Raw genomic sequence first — 17,321 nt, 5'->3', positions numbered from 1 at the left:
TGACCCATGAGAGAAACGGACCCCATCATGCGCCGACTCGTGTGCCCCGCCGCCGTCGCCGACCCGCACACGAGGAGCCATGAACCGTCCGCACTCCCCCACCCCCGCACGCCATGACATCGCCACCCGAGCGACGCTCGGCACCCGGCGGCTCAACCTGGGCGTGGTGGCCCATGTCGACGCCGGCAAGACCAGTCTGACCGAGGCGCTGCTGCACGCCGGCGGCGCCATCGACCGGGCCGGCCGGGTGGACGACGGCACGACCCAGACCGACACGCTGTCTCTGGAGCGGCAACGGGGCATCACCATCCGGTCCGCCGTCGCGGCGTTCGAGATCGATGGCGTGACCGTCAACCTCGTCGACACCCCGGGCCATCCCGATTTCATCGCCGAGGTCGACCGCTCCTTGGCGGTCCTCGACGGCGCGGTTCTGGTGCTGTCCGCCGTGGAGGGCGTACAGGCGCAGACCATCGTCCTGTACCGGGCGCTGGATCGCCTGGGTATCCCCGTGGTCTTCTTCGTCAACAAGATCGATCGGGTCGGTGCCGCGCCCGAGAAGGTCCTTGAGGGGATCCGGAGCCGCCTGAGCACGGCTCTCGTACCTCTCGGCCATGTGCACGACCCCGGTACGCCCTCTGCCGGGGCCGCTCCGTGCGCGTGGGACGATCCCGTCGAGGCGGAACGTCTGACCGGGCTGCTCGCGGACCACGACGAGGACCTGCTCACGGAGTGGCTCGCCCGGAACCGCCCCCTCGGGACGCGGCGGCTGCGTGCGGCCCTGGGGCGCCTCACTCGTGCCGGTGACGTGCGTCCGGTGCTGTACGGGTCGGCCAGGACCGGTGCCGGTGTGCGGTCTCTGATCAGTTTCGTCACCGAGTCACTGGCCGTGGCACCGGGCCCCGAACACGCACCTGCGGCCGCCGAGGTGTTCAAGGTCGAAAGGTCACCGGGAGGGCAGCGGGTCTGCACGGTGCGGATGCGTACCGGAACGCTCGGCGTCCGCGATCGGGTGTCGCTCGGTGGTGACGGGCCGGCGACCGTGACGGCCGTGGAGGTCTTCGAACCCGGCGGCGCCGTCCAGCGCTCTCGGGCGACGGCCGGCCAGATCGCACGCGTCCGGGGCCTCGACGGTGCCCGGATCGGAGACTGGCTCGGCTGCCGCCCGCCCGCGCGCACGACGACAGCGGCACTGCCGGAACCGGGCTTCGAGACCAGGGTGGTCGCCCGTGATCCCGCCCGGCAGGGCGAGGTGCACCAGGCACTGAGAGAACTCGCCGACATCGATCCGATGATCGCCCTGCGGCCCGAACGTGGTGCCGCACGGATCCGGATCTACGGCGTGGTGCAGCAGGAGGTCCTTGCCGACACGCTGGCAGCCGAATACGGCATCGACGTCGACTTCCACGACACCGGCGTGGTGTGCGTCGAACGGCCGTCGGGAACCGGCACCGCCGCGCTGTACAGGGGCGAGCCCGGGCACCGTCACGACTACACCCTCGCCATGACCGTGGAACCGGCCGCGCCGGGCACCGGCGTCGAGCTCGTCATCGCCGCGGAACGGGCGACGCTCCCCCTGCACGTGTACGGAACCGTCGACGAATACCGGGCCGCGATCCTCGGGTACCTCCACACGCCCTTGTCGGTCGGCCCGCACGGATGGCAGGTGACCGACGTCCGTATCACCGTCACCGCCAGCGGCTACGTGCCGCCCAGCCCACGCGCCGCGGGGGTCCGGCGCACGACCGAGCTGGTCGTCCGCGAAGCACTCGGGCGAGCCGGCACGACCGTCTGCGAACCGGTCGACCGGTTCGTACTCGAAACGCCCGCGGCCGAACTGTCCCCGGTGCTCGCGCTGCTGGGCCGTCATGAGGCCGTCCCCGAGGCCGTCCGGATCACCGGCCCCCTCGCCGTGATCACCGGAACTCTACGGAAAACGGAAGTCGAAACGGTACGCGCGGGGTTGCACGGCGCCTCTCACGGTGAGGGCCTTCTCGAATCCGCCCCTGACCATTACCAACCCGTACGCACCACGGGCCGGGGGCCGCGATGAGGCTTCCGGCGCGCCCCGCATCCGTTCCGCTCGACACGATCCACCAGGACTCGCGGTGCGTGTCCCCTCCAGAGCTTTCGTGCTCCGACCCGGTGACGGGCCGGCCGACACGAGCCCGCCTACCGGCTGGAGGGAACCGTCGGCCTTCGGGCAATCAGGACGTCGGCTTCGTAGTGCCAGCCGAGGGAGGAGTAGAGGTGCTGGCCCTCCTCGCTGGCGATGAGAAGACCGGTACGGGCGCCCTGGGCCACGGCGGCCTCCACCAGAGCGCTCATCGTGGCGCGGCCCAGGCCGCGTCGGCGGTGCGCCGGGTCCGTCTCGATGCGGTCGGCGATCGCTTCGGCTCCGACCACGGCGATGGTGCCGCGCGCCGCCACCTCTCCGGAGGCGTCGCGGAGGGAGACGATCGTGATCGGCCCGTCCGTGCGGACCTCGCGCTCGTACGGCGCGGCGGGCGCGTGCTGCGGGTGCTCGGCCAGATCGATCGCCATGAACCACTCGGACTTGTGGACCAACTCCAGTCCAGCGGCGCCGACGGCAGCCTCGACAGCGGCCGGGCGAAGCGTGGGCACCGTGAGCCAGGTGGTCCGCCTCTCGGCGGCGACGACCGCCGCCAGCCGTGCCACGGACTGGGGCTCCTCGTCCGCACGGAGCGCGATTACCTCGACCTCGCGGCCGGGCTGGTCGCACGTGGATCGCAGGCCGTCACCGGCGGACGCGACGGGCTCGGCCTGGGGCAGGGAGCGAGCCACGGTCCAGCCGGTCAGCCAGCGCCGTATCCGCTCTGATTCGATCTTCGTCATCCTGCGATTAGAACACGACCGCGAACGGCGGACGGGTGAATAAAGGGCCCTTGACCTGGAAGGCAGCGGCCTTCGGCGCGCCTCTCCCCACCCCTGTGCCGACCACCTCGAAGCGGACCGCGAGTCTGTCCTGTCGCGTGGCGACGGCTCGGTGTCTTTCACCCCGCAGCCGCAACTACCCCTGGAATCAACCATCTAGGGTGTGGCGGATGAGCCGTCATGAACTCGATCAGCTGATCTTGGACGAAGCCGCCGAGGACGCCCGCTCGGCGGTATGGGAGTTCGACAGTGCCAGGATCTGGCTGGACGAAGCCCGGCAACGTCCGATGGAACCGCTGGCAGCGGAAGTGTGGGTCACCGACCCCGGTGCGAAGTACATCGTTCTGGTCAAGCACCGTGTGCGCGGTTGGGTGCCGCCGGGCGGAGAGGTGGAGCGGTACGAAACTCCCCGGCAGGGCGCGGCACGCGAGCTGCTGGAGGAAACCGGCCTGCGGGTGGAACTGCACGCCGAGCCGGCCGCCGTGACCGTTCGTTCCTACCGGCCCGACTTGTCCCCGACATTGGGCCTGTCGTACACCGCGACCGTGGAGCGCGATGCACCACTCGTGGGCGAGCAGGGCCAGCCTGCGGCGTGGTTCGACCTGGACACGGAGTGGGACAGCGTCTTCCCCGAGGACCGCGAGCGGATCCGTGCCCACGCCCGACGTCTTACGGCCGGCCGCCGACCCGGCTCTTCTTGAGCGGACGACCGCGCCGCCGTTCACAGGACGCGGCGCGGATTCGCCTCAGTCCCGCAGAGGACGAGTCGGACCCACCCCTGGAACGCCTGCACGTCAACGCGGAGGCCTCCGTGATGTGCACGAACGCCCGAACTCACCCCTCCCTCTACGCGTACGCTATGAGGTCACACGCGCACGCTCGGTGGCGTCCAGTTCCGTGCGGCGCGTGCGACAAGGTCAGAAGCGGTACGGCGGGGCGGGTGCGCGCGAAAGGTGGCCGACGGTGGCCTACGAGAACACGGATGACGATCCTGCGGGAGCGACGTCAGGAGGAACGGGCGCGGGAGCGGGAGTCGGCGCCGAGCCGGGGATGTCGGACAGCCTGCGCACGTTCGGCGCCTTCGTCCAGGCGCTACGGGAGCACGCGGGCCTCTCCCGCGAGGAGTTCGCCGCCAAGGTGGGATTCTCCAAACACACGGTCGCCTCGATCGAGCAGGGCCGCCGGATGCCCGACCGCGACTTCGTGGAACGCGCCGAGCCGGTGTTCGGGAACACCGGAGCACTGAGGAAAGCCGCGCCACACCTCACACGGCAGGCAGGGCTGGCGAGTTGGTTCCGGCAGTGGGCACGGGTGGAGACGACGGCCATCAGCCTCTACACGTACGAGTGCCGAGTGGTCCCGGGCCTGCTGCAGACGGAGGCGTACGCACGAGCGGTCTCGCTCGACGTCCCCCCGCTGCCGGACCCGGACGAGCTGGAGGAGCGGATCGCGGCGCGGCTCGCCCGCCAGGAGCTGCTGGCGGTGAGCCGGAAGCCGCCGACCGCGTTCAGCTTCATCGTGGAGCAGGCGGTGCTGGAGCGGTGGACGGGCGGGGAGGACGTGACCCGCGAACAGTTCGACCGGCTACTGGAGTTGATCGACCACCACTGGAACATCGAGTTCCAGGTGATGCCCCTGCGCCAGCCCTCGCACGCGGGGATGGACGGGCCCATGCGTCTGGCCGAGGCTCCCGACAATCGTTGGTTCGCCTACTCCGAAGGACAGCAGAACGGACGGCTGATCGCCAACGCGAAGGAGATCAGCTTGCTTCATCAGCGGTATGCGAAACTGCGCTCACAGGCACTGCCTCCCGAGGACTCCCTGAGCCTGTTGAAGCGATTGCGAGGAGCGCTATGAGCACGTCCGAACTGACCTGGTTCAAGAGCAGCTACAGCGGCTCGCAGGGGGACGACTGCGTCGAGGTCGCACGAGGCACGCAGGCGATCCACGTCCGCGACTCCAAGGACCAGTTGAGCCCCGAACTCGCCCTCTCCCCCACCGCCTGGCGCGACTTCGTCTCCTACGCCGCCCAGAGCTGATTCGCCCGCCGATTCGCCCGCCGATTCGCCCGCCCCACACCGGCACGGTCCGGTGCGGGGCTCGGCGCATGGCGCCTCTCCGCAGGCCGCCCTCGGTCACTACGGCGCCGCGAGCCACTCCCCATCACGCACAATGACCCTCCCGCGCAGTTCGGGCACTCCGCGCCAGGCGCGCACCGTGCTCGGGACCACGCGTACGTACACGAACAGCCCCTCCTCCGCGCGTGGGTCCCACCCGAACTTGTCGGCGAACGCCTCCGCCGCCTCTTCGGGCACCTCCTGATCGGGGAAGCACTCCGCCTCGCCCTGGAGGAGCACCACGTCGTAGGTGTCCGGCAGCGACAGCTGTACGCGCGGTTCCGCGCGGAGGTTGCGCACGGTGGCGGAAGTGGCGCTGGTACACATCCACACGGCTCGCCCGTCCCACGAGAACCACAACGGCAGTTGGTGCGGCCCGTGGCCGGGGTGCGACGTCGACACCCATACGTCCCGCTCACTGACGAGCCGCTCCAGGGTGTCGCGTACGCGCTCCGCCGTCCCGCGCCGAACGACGCCCGTGGTCTCCATGAGGCCCAGGCCTGGACCGGAGCGCGTAGTCTTTCGACTTCTGGCTGTTCGACTCCCGCATCGTCGCCCGGCTCCACATCGACGAGACGGACGCCACGGTCAACGGCAAGGATTTCGCCGAGCATCTCGGGTGGCAGCACTCGAAGGTGTCCCTGCTGCGGAGGCCCCAAGCTCAAGCAGGCGTACCGGACGGCCATGGCCACCAGCAACTGACCCCGACCTGCGCAAGCGGCCCCCTGCCGGCCGGTGACGGCCGGAGTAGGGGGCGTTGTCGCTGCCTCCACGCGCCGGTGATGTGGCCGCCGCCCGGCTTCAGTGCTGCCGCGCCGCCGGAGCCGTCGCCGCGCGGGGGTGGATGCGGTTGCGGCGCTTGGCGGCGATCAGGAACAGCACGGTGGGTACCGCGCACACCAGAATGGCGAAGACGCTCGCCTCGGGGCCGAAGGTGCCGCCGGTGAGTATCGGGGAGCCGTGGACGGAGGCGTCCAGCAGGCCTGCGGATCCGCCCCCGGCACCCGACACGTTGGTGCCGAAGATGCCCTGTTCGGCCATGTTCCAGCCCAGGTGCACCCCGATGACCAGCCACAGAGAGCGCGTGGCGACGTACGCCGCGCCGAGCATCAGCCCGGCCTCGATGGCGATGGCCGCCGCGCCCCAGAGCGTCGCGTCCTTGTTGATCAAGTGCAGCCCTCCGAAGAGGAGTCCGGAGGTGATCAGTGCGCCCCAGGTGCCGGCCTTCTCCTCCAGCACCCGGAACAGGACACCCCGAAAGGCCAGTTCCTCGGTCACCGCAGCGGAGATCATCAGCCCCAGGGTGGTCAGGGCGCCACTGATCGAGCCCCAGCCGTGGACCTGGTAGTCCCCGGCCATCGCCACCAGGGCGATGGTGCAGGCGAACAGACCCACACCGAACAGGGTTCCCCGACCGAGTTCCGGGCGCGCCTGAGAAAGCGTCAGTTCCCGCGACTTGCGGCCTTCCAGGTACCGCACCAGTCCGACGTAGGCGGCCAGCGCGAGCCCGCCGGTGGCGACCCCCGCGAGAAGTGCGGTCAGCGCGGTGCCGTCGGCAACTCCGTTGATTCCGGCGCAGACTCCGATGACCAGCAGCATCGTCACGAACATCACCGGCAGACGCACCCACGCCGAGGCGGACCACCGAACGCCGTCCGCGTCGCGCTCGGGGCCGTTCGTCCGGGTCGTCGTCCGCTCATGACTCGATGACATGTTTTCCTCCTCCAGGCCCGCTCCGCAGCGGGTGTTCCGCAGTTCCGATGACGGAAAGTTACGGCTGCGGCCACCTGCGAGTCGTCACCGTGCGGTGGGCACTTGACGGCTCCTCCTGTCCCTCCGGCGAGCTACCCTGCTGTGCCCCTCCGAGGGATGCCGCCCCCGTCACCAGGCACTACGGTTCACCGTGCAAGGTCGTCCGGTCGTGTGCGCGCAGCGTTGCCGACATCGCCGGGACGGCCGTACGAATCGACGGGCGGGCCACGACCAACGGCCCGGATCCGGTCACGGCGGATCGTGGATGGTGATGGAAGACCTGACGACCAGCGACTCGGCGAGACCGGACTCCCCGGCGCCTACGGACCCGGACCCGCACCCTGGCCGTACGGCCGCCGAACGCGGGGCCGGCCCGGGGGTACGAACGCGGGTTCGCGCCGCAGCCGCTCAACGGCACCCGCCGGCAACCGTGTTCGCCGGACTGAGCCGACTGTCGCAGTGGTGGGGCACGCACTCCGTCGCCACGAGAGACCGTGAGTTCGCGATCCTCCTGACGGTGCTGTCGTTCGCGGAGCCGCTGTCGCAGGTCGGACCCCGGTTCGGTGACCTCCCCGCCCATGGTTCCGCCCTCGTCGGCGGATTGCTGTCCCTGGGGATGACCCTGCCGCTCGCCGTACGTACCCGGTGGCCGGCCGCATGCCTCACGGCCGTGGCGGTCTCGTTCGCGGTGCACGAGTCCCTCGGCTGCCCTCCGACCTTCGGCGGCCTGGGGCTGTACATCGCGCTGTACTCCCTGGGCGCCCACCAGGCCCGCCGTCGCCGGATCGTGGGCGCGGCGGCGACGGGCGGATTCGTGGTCTTCGGCGCCGTCCTGCACGCCCTGGGCTCACCCAGTGGCCCGACCGACTTCCTGATCTACTACGTGGTGCTGGTGGTGATGTGGGGCCTGGGGGCTCTGGTCCGTGGACGACGGGCCCAGGACGCCGAGCGTCGACGGCTGTCCGCCGAGGCAGCCGTACTGGCCGAACGCAGCCGCCTGGCACGGGAGTTGCACGACGTCGTGACGCACCACGTGACCGCGATGGTGGTGCAGGCCGGCGCCGCCAAATACCTCACCGGAACACCGGACCGCCTCGACGAGTCCCTCGACGCGATCCATGGCGCCGGCCGTCGCGCCCTGTCCGAACTGCGCTTCCTGCTCGGTGTCCTGGAGGCGCCCGGCGATACGGCGCTCCGGCATCCGCCCCGGAATCCGACCCGGATGCCGGGGCGGGTCTCCGATCTGGTGGAGCAGACCAGGGCGGGCGGCCAGCCCGTCGAGTTGACCGAGGACGGAGAGCGACCGGACATGCCCCTTGCCGCCCAACTCACGGCGTACCGCGTCGTGCAGGAGTCCCTGACGAACGCCGTGAAGTACGCCGCGGGCCGGCAGACGCTGGTCCGGCTCACCCACACCCGGGACTGGACGGACATCGAGGTCACCACGGCCGGCGCGACCGCCGACGCGCAGCGGTCCCCCGCACTCCGCGACGGCGGGCCGCACCTCTCCGGGGGCCGGGGGCTGACCGGACTGCGCGACCGCGTGGAGCTGCTGGGCGGCTCGTTCACCGCGGGCCCCGGCCCCGACGGCCACTACCGCGTACACGCACGCATCCCCGCAGGAGGCCCGGCATGAGCACCCCCGACCCCACTCCCCCGGGCGACTCCCCTCCCGCCATCAGGGTGCTGGTCTGCGAGGACCAGGCCCTGGTGCGCACCGGCTTCGTCACCATCCTCTCCGCCCAGCCCGACATGGTGGTCGTCGGCGAGGCCGCCGACGGCCGGGCGGCGATCCGGAGCGCCGAGGAGCTGCGGCCGGACGTCATCGTCATGGACATCCGCATGCCCCTGCTCGACGGCATCGAAGCCACCCGCCACCTGGCGGGCCCCGGCTCCCGAAGCCCCGCGAAGATCCTCGTGGTCACCACCTTCAACATCGACGAGTACGTGTACGAAGCGCTGCGCGCGGGCGCCGGCGGCTTCCTCCTGAAGGACGCCTCGCCCCCGGAACTCATCGACGCGGTACGCACCGTGGCCCGGGGAGAGTCCCTGCTGGCCCCTGCGGTCACCCGCGCGCTGATCGGCCGCCACGCCGAACGCATCCGCCCCTCCGCCGTCCCGGCGTCCCCCGAACGCGAACGCCTCAGCCTCCTCACCCCTCGCGAGGTGGAGGTCCTGCGGCTCATGAGCGACGGGCTGTCGAACGCCGAGATCGCCGCCGCACTCGTCATCAGCCACGAGACCGTAAAGACCTACGTCTCCCGCATCCTCACCAAGCTGGACCTCCGCGACCGCGTGCAGGCGGTGGTCCTGGCCTACCGGACGGGCCTCGCGGGAGAGGGCGGCCGGACCTGAGCGGGGTGCCCCGCGATGCGCCGATCACGGCTCGGCCCTTCCGCGGACCGGTACGCCACGCGTCCCCACCCGTCCCTCCCGTCACAGCAGCCGCAGCGCTCGGCGATTCGGCCAACCGCCCCTCCGCACACACCTGTTGCGAACACAGGGTCGATGCATCTTCCACACGCCGCCAGCCGCTCCATCCCGGGCTTCCAGGACCGACCGAAACACGTGTGTTCGATATCCCCGCCTGGTCGTTGACCTCCACGACCATGCCGGACGAACGTCAAGGGGAACCACGTTGACCTCGACCACCACGCACCAGAAGCAGACCGCCGCTCCCCCTCCGCCGCCCCCGCCGGCGGAGATCACCTACAGCGGGCAGTACTCCGTCAATCCGCTCGCCGAGGTCTCCTTCCGGCGGATGTGCGCGCAGATCCCGTCCGTCCTGGGCCGGATCGCCCGTCTGTCGTGGCGGACCGACCGTCCGGCCGTACAACTGCTGGTCGGCTGCCAGGTGATCACGGGCATCTCGGCGGCCGTGCTGCTGACGGCCACCGCCCGCGCCATGCGGCCCGTCCTGGGCGACGGCTCGGCCGGCGACCGTCTGCACGGAGCCGTCCCGGCCCTGGTGGTGGTCGCGCTCGCCGCCGCGCTGGGCCGTGGTGCGGCGGCGGTGGCCACGTACGCGGGGCGGAGGATCACCCCGCGGCTGACGACGGAGACGGACTCGGCGCTGGTCGAGGCGGTGTGCCGGGTCGAAGCGTCCGCGTACGCCGAGGAGGGTTTCTCCGACCGGTACGAGGCGGCCGAGATGGGCGTGATGCGTACCCAGGTGATGGTCACCGACGCCCAGCGGTTCCTGTCCGCGCTGATCCGGATGGTCACGGCCGGCGGCGTGCTGTCGGCGCTCAACCCCCTGATGCTTCCGCTGCTCCTGCTCGCCGTGCTGCCGGCCGGTGTGGGGACGGTACTGACCGCCCGGGTCGACTACGAGATCCACTACGCCAACATCGCCGACCGCAACGTACGCGGCCTGACGCGCTGGTGGGCGACCACCCCGAAGTACGGCGACGAGGTCCGCGCCAACTCCATGGCCGACTACCTCGTCCACTGGTACCGGGCCCTCTCCGACCGGTGCGACCGCCGCACCCTGGCCGCCGCACCGAAGACCTTGCGCATCGCCCTGACCTCCGCCGCCGTCGGGGGCGCCTTCCTCCTCGCGGCCTGGTCCGTCCTCGCGTGGCTGGCGGTGTCGGGACGCATCGAACTCGCCGTCGCGGCCACGGCCGTCATCGCCGTACAGACCGCACTCGCCGCGCTCTCCCAGGTCGTCACCAACGGCGCCGCCGTCTTCCACACCAGCCTCTACCTGGGCGACATGCAGACCTTCCTCGACGACGCGGCGGCCCGTACGCCCGATCGCGGTGCCGTCGAGCTCGACGGCCCGACCGGGCGCATCCGGCTGGAGGAGGTCGTCTACCAGTACCCCGGCAAGAGCAAGCCCGCCGTCGACGGTGTCTCCCTCACCCTGGAGCGCGGCCAGATCCTCGCGATCGTCGGGACGAACGGCTCGGGCAAGTCCACGCTCACCCGCCTCCTCACCGGCATCTACCTCCCGGACAAGGGCCGGGTCACCTGGAACGGCGCCGACCTGGCCGAGGTCGACCCCGCCACGGTGTGGGCGCAGACGGGTCTGGTGCCGCAGATCTTCGCGCAGTGGCCCATGCCGGTCCGCGAGAACGTCACCCTCGGCCAGCCCCGCACCCACGACGACGCCCCCGTATGGGCCGCCGTCGACGCGGTCGGACTGCGCGAGGCGGTCGACGACCTGCCCTCGGGCCTGGACACCCTGCTCTCCCGCGAGGTCTTCGGCGGCTCCGAACTCTCCGGCGGCCAGTGGCAGCGGGTGGCCTGTTCCCGGGCCCTGTACCGGCAGCCCGGGCTGCTGATCCTGGACGAGCCCACCTCGCAGATGGACCCGCGCGGCGAGCACCAGATCTTCGAGCGGATCAAGGCCATCGCCGCAGACCGCATCACCATCGTGGTCACCCACCGGCTGGAGAACACGAAGATCGCCGACCACATCGTCGTGATGGAGGAGGGCCGCATCACCGAACAGGGCCGCTACGAGGACCTCGTCCACGCCGGCGGCACCTTCGCCGAACTCCTCGCGCTCTCCCAGGACCGCTGACCACCTGTCCCGACCGGCCCACCGCCGGCCCGCGGCACCGACGCCCCCCGTACCGGGGCTCCGGCACCGACGCCCCCGTACCGGGGCTCCGGTGCCGCGGGACAGCCCTTAGTCTGCTCGGATGAGTCTTCTTGATGATGTGGCCGAGCGCGACGGCTGGCGATGCTGGGTGTGCGACGAGGCGGTCGACCCCGACGAGTCGGTGAACGACCCCCGGGGGCCCAGTGTCGACAGCCGGACCGCCGACCGTAAGGCGAAGGTCGCCGAGCGGCTCGCCCACCGCGGATGCAACACCCGCAAGGGCGCGGTCAAGGTGGTCATCGCCTGGCCGGACCGCCTGTACGTGGTCGAACCCGCACCGCTGATCACCGTCGCCGCGCGACTGGAGCGCAAGGGCGGCCGCGAGATGGTGGGCCGGTGCCCGACCAAGAGGGACGCGCAGGAGGCGGCGGACTGGCTGGTGGACCGGTTCTCCCGACTCGTACCGGGGCTGCCGGTGACCGCCGACATCGAGCCGGGCGGCGGCCAGTTCCTCCTCACCCTGTCCACCGGCCGCCGCTGACCGGAGAACAGCCGCGCGCCGGGTCGTGACGAAGGTTGGCCTACTCCTCGGCCGTCGGCCGCGTCACCCGCCCTTCCTGAACAGTTCCGACATCCGTTCCCCCACCTCGTCGGTGAGCACCGCCGATTCCGCCCCGTTCAGGCCGATCCGCTCGGCCAGCTCCCGGCCGTGGACGTCCACGGCTGCCTCGATGAGCTCGGCGAACAGCTCCAGGGCGTCGCGGGCACGGGATCGGGCGACGGCCGCGCAGCAGACGGCGACCAGGGCGGCCGGCCACCACCAGCAGGCGAGCAGGGCGTAGCCCGCGGCCCAGGCGCCGATGCGGGCGGCAGCCGCGAAGGAGTCCTGGGCGGACTGGATCTGGCGTACGGCCTGCTCGGGAAGGGTCAGCCACAACCGTGGCCAGACCGCGGCGAGGTCCACCCCGTAGGCGGCGTGGACGCGCTCCCTGGCCGCCTGGACACGGTCGCCGTACCAGGTGGGGCGGGTGGGCGCGCGGAGCGCGATCCGGTCGCGGGACCCGGCGAGGTTCTCGATGCGTGCCTGTACGTCCGGCGGGGGCCACGGCCCGCCCCCGGCCGCCGAGAGGTCGCCGTGCGCCTCCTCGTACCGCGTGTCCAGCTCCCGCCATCTGCGGGCACGGCAGGCGGTCAGGGCGCGGGACACCCGGTCACGCCCGAATCGGAGCCAGTACCGCTCGATCGCGCCGCCCAGGAACTGCGCCGCGAGCGAGGCCGCGCTCGCGGCCAGCAGGAGGAGGGCGACCAGGAGCGCGGCGGTACCGGCCCGGTCGAGCGCGGGCCGGATCGCGAGGTCGTCCAGCGCGGCGCGCAGCCGGTCGGTGTCGTGCCAGTGACGGTGGCCCAGGGTGGTGCCGGCAGCCGCGGCGGCGAGGAAGAGCGCGCCGGGGAGGACCAGCAGGTTGAGCCAGCGCTCGGCGAGTTTGCCACCCAGGGTGGTGAGGAGAGAGTTCATGCCGGCGGGGTCACCGGTCGGGGCCGAGGCGGCGCTTGCGCATGCGAGTGCCGTTGACGGCGCAGGGCGGGGCCGGGAACAGGTCACGGGCCCTTTCGACCCGGGTGCACTGGACCGGACCGGGGCATACGGCCACCTTGATGTCGTGCACGATGCCCGCGATTTTCACGCTCCGGGTGTCGGTGACCAGGCCCCGGGCTTCCCCCGCTCGGCGCAGGGCCGTGTCCAGGGCGTCGTAACAGGCGGCGAGCTCGGCGGCGCCCGAGTCCGTACGGGCCACGGTGGCGGCGTCGGTGCCGGAGTCCGTACGGGCCACGGTGGCGGCGTCCGTGCCGGAGTCCGTGCCCGTGCCCGCGCCGTCATCCGCGCCGGAGTCCGTGCCCGCGCCCGTGCCGGAGCCTGCGGCCGACCGGAGCAACTCCCGTGCCCGTTCCGCTGGTTCTCGTACACCGGGCTGCGCCAAGTCGGCGGGCGAGGCGAACAGCGCGCACAGCGCCGCCGCGGCCCGCCGGTCGGCTCGGGGAAGGTCGGCAGATGCGGTCATCCTCCAAGTGTGCATGATTTGCTTGGAGTTGGGGCCATATCGTGGCGCTGCACTGCACTGCACTGCACTGCCAAAGGACGAGCACCATGCGGTGTGCCCGGACGACCACGACTGCGGATGTCGGCGGAGACCTCGGAAGGGGCGACGGAGTGAGATACGAGCGGGACTGGTTCCTCCAGGCGGTTCGCATGCGCGTGGACCGATCCGTCACGCCGGACGGGCGGGTGGACGCGGAGGTGGTCTCCGGACCCGACGCCGATGCCGAACTGCGGGGCCTGCTGCGGACCTGTGACACGAGAACCGACATGGCGGCCCGGCTCGCGGCCGGCCGGCTCTGCGCCGCCCGGGCGCTCGCCGCCCCCGGGGAGCACGGCGTCGTGCACGGGTGCATGGCCGGAACCCTCCTCTACCCGGTCTGGGTATCCGATCCGGACCTGGTGCCACCCGAGTTGGCGGCGCGTTACGCCTCCAACGATCCGACCACGCACCCCGATCCGACGGACGCCGACGGTCCCGACGAGTGGGCGGTCTCGGCGGCGGCGTTGAAGATCGCGGCGGAGGGGCGGCAGCACCATCCGCCGCCGGACGCCCTCCCGGACGTCCGCAGGCTGCACGAGCTGGCCGTCCTGCTGACGGCGAATCCCGCTCCGCCCGAGATCCGGAACGCCACGGCCATAGGCCTCGGCAGCCTCGCAGTCCTGGCGACACCGGAGTACGACCCCGCGTTCGCGGGCCGGCTCAGAGGGGTGACCGACGCCGTCGCCGTCGCGGGGGCGACCTGGCCCTTCGGAGATCTGGCGGACGGCGATCCGGTCCGGTTCGTCCGCGGTTCCCTCGAAGGCATCCCGGCCGACTCCCCGGAACGACTCCTCGTCCTCGACGGCCTGGGCCGCCGGCTCCTGGACCGCTACACGGAGTCGTACGATCTCGAAGACCTGCACGAGTCGGCGGGCATCGCGCGGGAGGTACTGGCCCAGCTGCCGCCCGGCAGCCCCCGCCTGTCCAGCTGCCTCGGCGCTCTGGGGAAGGCGCTGCTCCTGATGTACCAGGTGGCGGGCGCGACGTCCGAGGAGTGCGACGAGGTGGTGGCGCTGTGCCGCCGGGCCGTCGACGCCCGTCCGGAGCAACCCGGCAGGGCCGGATACGACTTGGGCATGGCACTCGTCCTCCGGGCGCAGCACGTCGGCCGCACGGAAGATCTGGACGAGGCGATCGCGGTGTTCACTGGGGCGTTGGAGGCGGCCGGCAGTCCCGAGCTGGTCGCCGTCCTTCGCAACTCGCTGAGCAACGCGCTGCGTGCCCGGTCCGTCGCGACCGGCTCCCGGGCCGATCTCGTCGCGGCGCTCGGCCTCGTCGACCAGCCCCTCGACTCGCCGGAAGGGCCGGACGGACCACAACTTCCGCTTCTCGCCCCCGCGATGGCGCTGTTCAACCGCTACATGCGTGACCCGAGGGCGAACAAGGCGGATCTGGAAGAGGCGTTGCGCCGGCTGCGGCGGGCCGAGTCCCTCATGCCTCCGGCCCATCCGGACCGCCCCACGGCACTGGACGACCTCGGCCTCGTGTTGATGGCCAGCTACCAGCACTCGGGAGATCCGGCCCAGTTGAACGAGGCCGTGACCGCGCACCGCGAGTCCGTGGCGCTCACCCGCGAAGGACACGGGTCACTGGGACCGCGGCTGCTCAATCTCAGTGTCGCGTTGAGCCTGCGGCACCAGCTCACCGAGGACGGCGCCGACCTGCGGGAGTTCCAGGAGTGCCGACGCCGGGCCGCCGAACTCCCCGACGGGGGACCCGCGAACCGGGCGAGCGCACTGAGCTCCCTGGGAATGGGACTCGCGTCGGGCCTCGAACGGCTCCCCGGGCCGGCTGCCCGGCTCGACGAGGCGGTACGGCTCCTGAGACAGGCGCTCGCCCTCACCCCGGAGGACGACCCGATGCTGCCCCGGCGCCGCCTCAACCTCGCCGTGGCGCTCCTGCACCGCATAGCACGGGGCAGGCGACGCGACGAGGTGGCCGAGGCGCGTGAGGCCCGCCGACTGGCGGACACGGCGGTCGCCACACTTCCCCCGGGCTCGCCACACCTGGCCGGTGCCCTCACGGTGGCCGCGGACGCCCGGCTTCTGAGCCCCTTCGCCCTGGTGTCGTCGTCGGCCCGGGCGGAGGTGGTCGCGCTGTTTCGCAGGGCCCTCGACGCAACCGCCGCCGACCACCCCACACGCACCCAGCGCCTGATGAATCTGGGCAACGCCCTGTGCTTCACGGGCCTCCGGCGACGCCCCGGGAAGGAGGCACTGGCCGAAGCCGCCGAGCACTTCAGGCAGGCGGCTCTTGAGCAGCAGTGCCCACCGGCCCAGCGCCTGGCCGCCGCACAGGCTTGGGGCGAGGCCCGCGCGGAGGCGGGTGACTGGGCCGGCGCCTTGGACGGTCACGTCGTGGCGGTCGACCTCCTCCACTCCGTGGCGCCCCGCCATCTCGTCCGCGCCGACCAGGAGTTCCAGCTGAGTCGTCGGGTCGGGCTGGGCGCCGCCGCCGCGGCCTGCGCGGTGCGCTGCGGACAGCCCGGTCTCGCGGTCGGGCTGCTCGAACAGGCGAGGGGTGTGATCCTCTCCCACACCTTCGACGCCGACAGCGATCTGACCCGGCTCCGGGAAGCGGAACCGGACCTCGCGGACCGCTTCGAGGAGCTCCGGGCGGCCCTCGACACGGCGACGGGCAGCGACGGGTTCCTGTCGGAGGAACCGTCCGGTCCCACCGGCACCGGCACCGGCGCCGACGAGCGGCAGCGGCTGGCCGCCGCGTGGCACGACCTCACCGCCACGATCCGCACCGAACACCCCGGACTGGAGCTGCTGCGGCCGGTACGGGACTGGGACGAGAGCGAGCTGCGCGCCACCGCCGCCGCGGGTCCGGTGGTCCTGGTCAACGTCTCCCCGTACGGCAGTGACGCATTGATCGTCACCGAGCGCGCCATCGAGGCCGTACCGCTCCCGGACCTCGACCCGCGCACGACGGCGAAGCGCCGGAAAGCCTTCGAGAGCGCGCTGCTCCGGATCGAGGCACCGGAGACCTCGCGCAAGCAGTCCCGGAAGGCGCAGCAGGACGTCCGCGACACCCTCGCCTGGCTGTGGCGGGCGGTCACCGGCCCGGTCCTCGAACGGCTCCCCGGTACCGCCCGGGTGTGGTGGTCTCCGGGCGGCCTCCTGGGCACCCTGCCGCTGCACGCGGCTGCACCCGCGGACGCCTCTCCTGGCGCGCTGGACCGGGTGGTCTCCTCGTACACGCCGACCTTGCGGGCCCTGCACCACGCCCGTCTGCGTGCCGCCCGCCCCGCCGGCACCGGGACCCTCGTCGTCAGCGTCGCGCGGGCCGCCGGGCAGGCCCCGCTCCCCGGCGCCCGACGCGAGGCCGAGCACCTGACCCGCCTGATCCCCCGGGCCACCCTGCTGGCGGACGGCTCCGCCACCCACTCCGCGGTCGTCTCGGCGCTGCACGGCCACGCCTACGCCCATTTCGCCTGCCACGCCCTGGGCGGCCCAAAGCGGGCCTCCGACAGCCGGCTCGTCCTGCATGACCACGACGAACACCCCTTGACAGTGCGGGACTTGGCCCGGCTACGACTACCGACGGTGCGGCTCGCCTACCTGTCGGCGTGCGCCACCCTGCAAACCAGCCCCGAACTCGCCGACGAGGCGGTCCACATCGTCAGCGCCTTCCAGATCGCCGGCTTCCCCCACGTCGTCGGCTCGCTGTGGCACGTCGACGACGCCATCGGGGCGGACGTCGCGCTCAGCGTGTACTCCTCCCTGAACAGGGGCGACGGCACCCTCGACGTCGCTCGCACGGCCGAGGCCCTGCACCGCGCCGTACACACCCTGCGCGACACCTATCCCCGGACACCCAGTCTGTGGGCGTGCCAGGTGCATGCTGGTCCCTGACGGCGAGGCC

14 protein-coding genes are annotated in these 17,321 nt (G+C 72.0%); 9 read left to right on the top strand and 5 right to left on the bottom strand.

What is annotated here, in order from left to right:
* The first annotated feature begins 79 nt into the window (after positions 1–79).
* Positions 80–2,050 carry a translation factor GTPase family protein gene (locus tag OHA55_RS25650; protein WP_266710009.1) on the top strand — a complete coding sequence of 657 codons (1,971 nt, stop codon included), beginning with the start codon at positions 80–82 and terminating at the stop codon, positions 2,048–2,050.
* A gap of 119 nt (positions 2,051–2,169) precedes the next feature.
* On the opposite strand, the gene OHA55_RS25645 is transcribed toward OHA55_RS25650, so the two are convergent.
* The gene (locus OHA55_RS25645) at positions 2,170–2,853 is read right to left on the bottom strand and encodes a GNAT family N-acetyltransferase (RefSeq protein ID WP_266710008.1); all 684 of its coding nucleotides are present in this window, start codon (positions 2,851–2,853) and stop codon (positions 2,170–2,172) included.
* Between the two features lie 209 nt (positions 2,854–3,062).
* Here OHA55_RS25645 and OHA55_RS25640 point away from each other — a divergent pair, with 209 nt between their 5' ends.
* The 3 genes from OHA55_RS25640 to OHA55_RS25630 all read left to right on the top strand — a co-directional run bounded on the left by OHA55_RS25640 (position 3,063) and on the right by OHA55_RS25630 (position 4,931).
* On the top strand, positions 3,063–3,593 hold the full coding sequence (locus tag OHA55_RS25640) for an NUDIX hydrolase (RefSeq protein WP_266710007.1): 531 nt from the start codon (positions 3,063–3,065) through the stop codon (positions 3,591–3,593).
* Positions 3,594–3,942: 349 nt separating this feature from the next.
* Positions 3,943–4,749: a helix-turn-helix transcriptional regulator gene (locus tag OHA55_RS25635; protein WP_266711149.1), complete on the top strand. Its 807-nt coding sequence runs from the start codon at positions 3,943–3,945 to the stop codon at positions 4,747–4,749.
* Positions 4,746–4,931 (top strand): DUF397 domain-containing protein, encoded by a 186-nt coding sequence (locus OHA55_RS25630; protein WP_266710006.1) that lies wholly within the window; start codon positions 4,746–4,748, stop codon positions 4,929–4,931. The genes OHA55_RS25635 and OHA55_RS25630 overlap by 4 nt, the downstream gene beginning before the upstream one ends.
* 99 nt (positions 4,932–5,030) lie before the next feature.
* Here OHA55_RS25630 and OHA55_RS25625 read toward each other — a convergent pair whose 3' ends face one another.
* Positions 5,031–5,498 carry a pyridoxamine 5'-phosphate oxidase family protein gene (locus OHA55_RS25625; RefSeq protein ID WP_266710005.1) on the bottom strand — a complete coding sequence of 156 codons (468 nt, stop codon included), beginning with the start codon at positions 5,496–5,498 and terminating at the stop codon, positions 5,031–5,033.
* A 312-nt stretch (positions 5,499–5,810) separates the two neighbouring features.
* Positions 5,811–6,722: a CPBP family intramembrane glutamic endopeptidase gene (locus OHA55_RS25620; RefSeq protein WP_266710004.1), complete on the bottom strand. Its 912-nt coding sequence runs from the start codon at positions 6,720–6,722 to the stop codon at positions 5,811–5,813.
* 469 nt (positions 6,723–7,191) lie between these two features.
* Here OHA55_RS25620 and OHA55_RS25615 point away from each other — a divergent pair, with 469 nt between their 5' ends.
* The 4 genes from OHA55_RS25615 to OHA55_RS25600 all read left to right on the top strand — a co-directional run bounded on the left by OHA55_RS25615 (position 7,192) and on the right by OHA55_RS25600 (position 11,854).
* On the top strand, positions 7,192–8,397 hold the full coding sequence (locus tag OHA55_RS25615) for a sensor histidine kinase (RefSeq protein ID WP_266710003.1): 1,206 nt from the start codon (positions 7,192–7,194) through the stop codon (positions 8,395–8,397).
* A complete protein-coding gene (locus OHA55_RS25610) occupies positions 8,394–9,116 on the top strand; it encodes a response regulator transcription factor (protein ID WP_266710002.1) in 723 nt (240 codons plus the stop codon). Before OHA55_RS25615 ends, OHA55_RS25610 begins: the two co-directional genes overlap by 4 nt.
* A 283-nt stretch (positions 9,117–9,399) precedes the next feature.
* Positions 9,400–11,292 (top strand): ABC transporter ATP-binding protein, encoded by a 1,893-nt coding sequence (locus OHA55_RS25605; RefSeq protein ID WP_266710001.1) that lies wholly within the window; start codon positions 9,400–9,402, stop codon positions 11,290–11,292.
* A 121-nt stretch (positions 11,293–11,413) separates the two neighbouring features.
* Entirely contained in the window at positions 11,414–11,854 is a 441-nt protein-coding gene (locus OHA55_RS25600; RefSeq protein ID WP_266710000.1) for a hypothetical protein, read from the top strand.
* Between the two features lie 63 nt (positions 11,855–11,917).
* Here the strand turns inward: OHA55_RS25600 and OHA55_RS25595 are convergent, their stop codons facing one another.
* Positions 11,918–12,829, bottom strand: coding sequence for a hypothetical protein (locus OHA55_RS25595; RefSeq protein WP_266709999.1), 912 nt, complete (start codon positions 12,827–12,829; stop codon positions 11,918–11,920).
* A 10-nt stretch (positions 12,830–12,839) separates the two neighbouring features.
* Positions 12,840–13,373 (bottom strand): hypothetical protein, encoded by a 534-nt coding sequence (locus tag OHA55_RS25590; protein WP_266709998.1) that lies wholly within the window; start codon positions 13,371–13,373, stop codon positions 12,840–12,842.
* Between the two features lie 188 nt (positions 13,374–13,561).
* Here OHA55_RS25590 and OHA55_RS25585 point away from each other — a divergent pair, with 188 nt between their 5' ends.
* The gene (locus OHA55_RS25585; protein ID WP_266709997.1) at positions 13,562–17,311 is read left to right on the top strand and encodes a CHAT domain-containing protein; all 3,750 of its coding nucleotides are present in this window, start codon (positions 13,562–13,564) and stop codon (positions 17,309–17,311) included.
* The last annotated feature ends 10 nt before the right edge of the window (positions 17,312–17,321 follow it).

This window comes from Streptomyces sp. NBC_00102, from assembly GCF_026343115.1.
GTDB lineage: Bacteria > Actinomycetota > Actinomycetes > Streptomycetales > Streptomycetaceae > Streptomyces.
The sequence above is the reverse complement of the archived record's forward strand: the minus strand, read 5'-3'. Positions and strand labels throughout refer to the sequence as shown.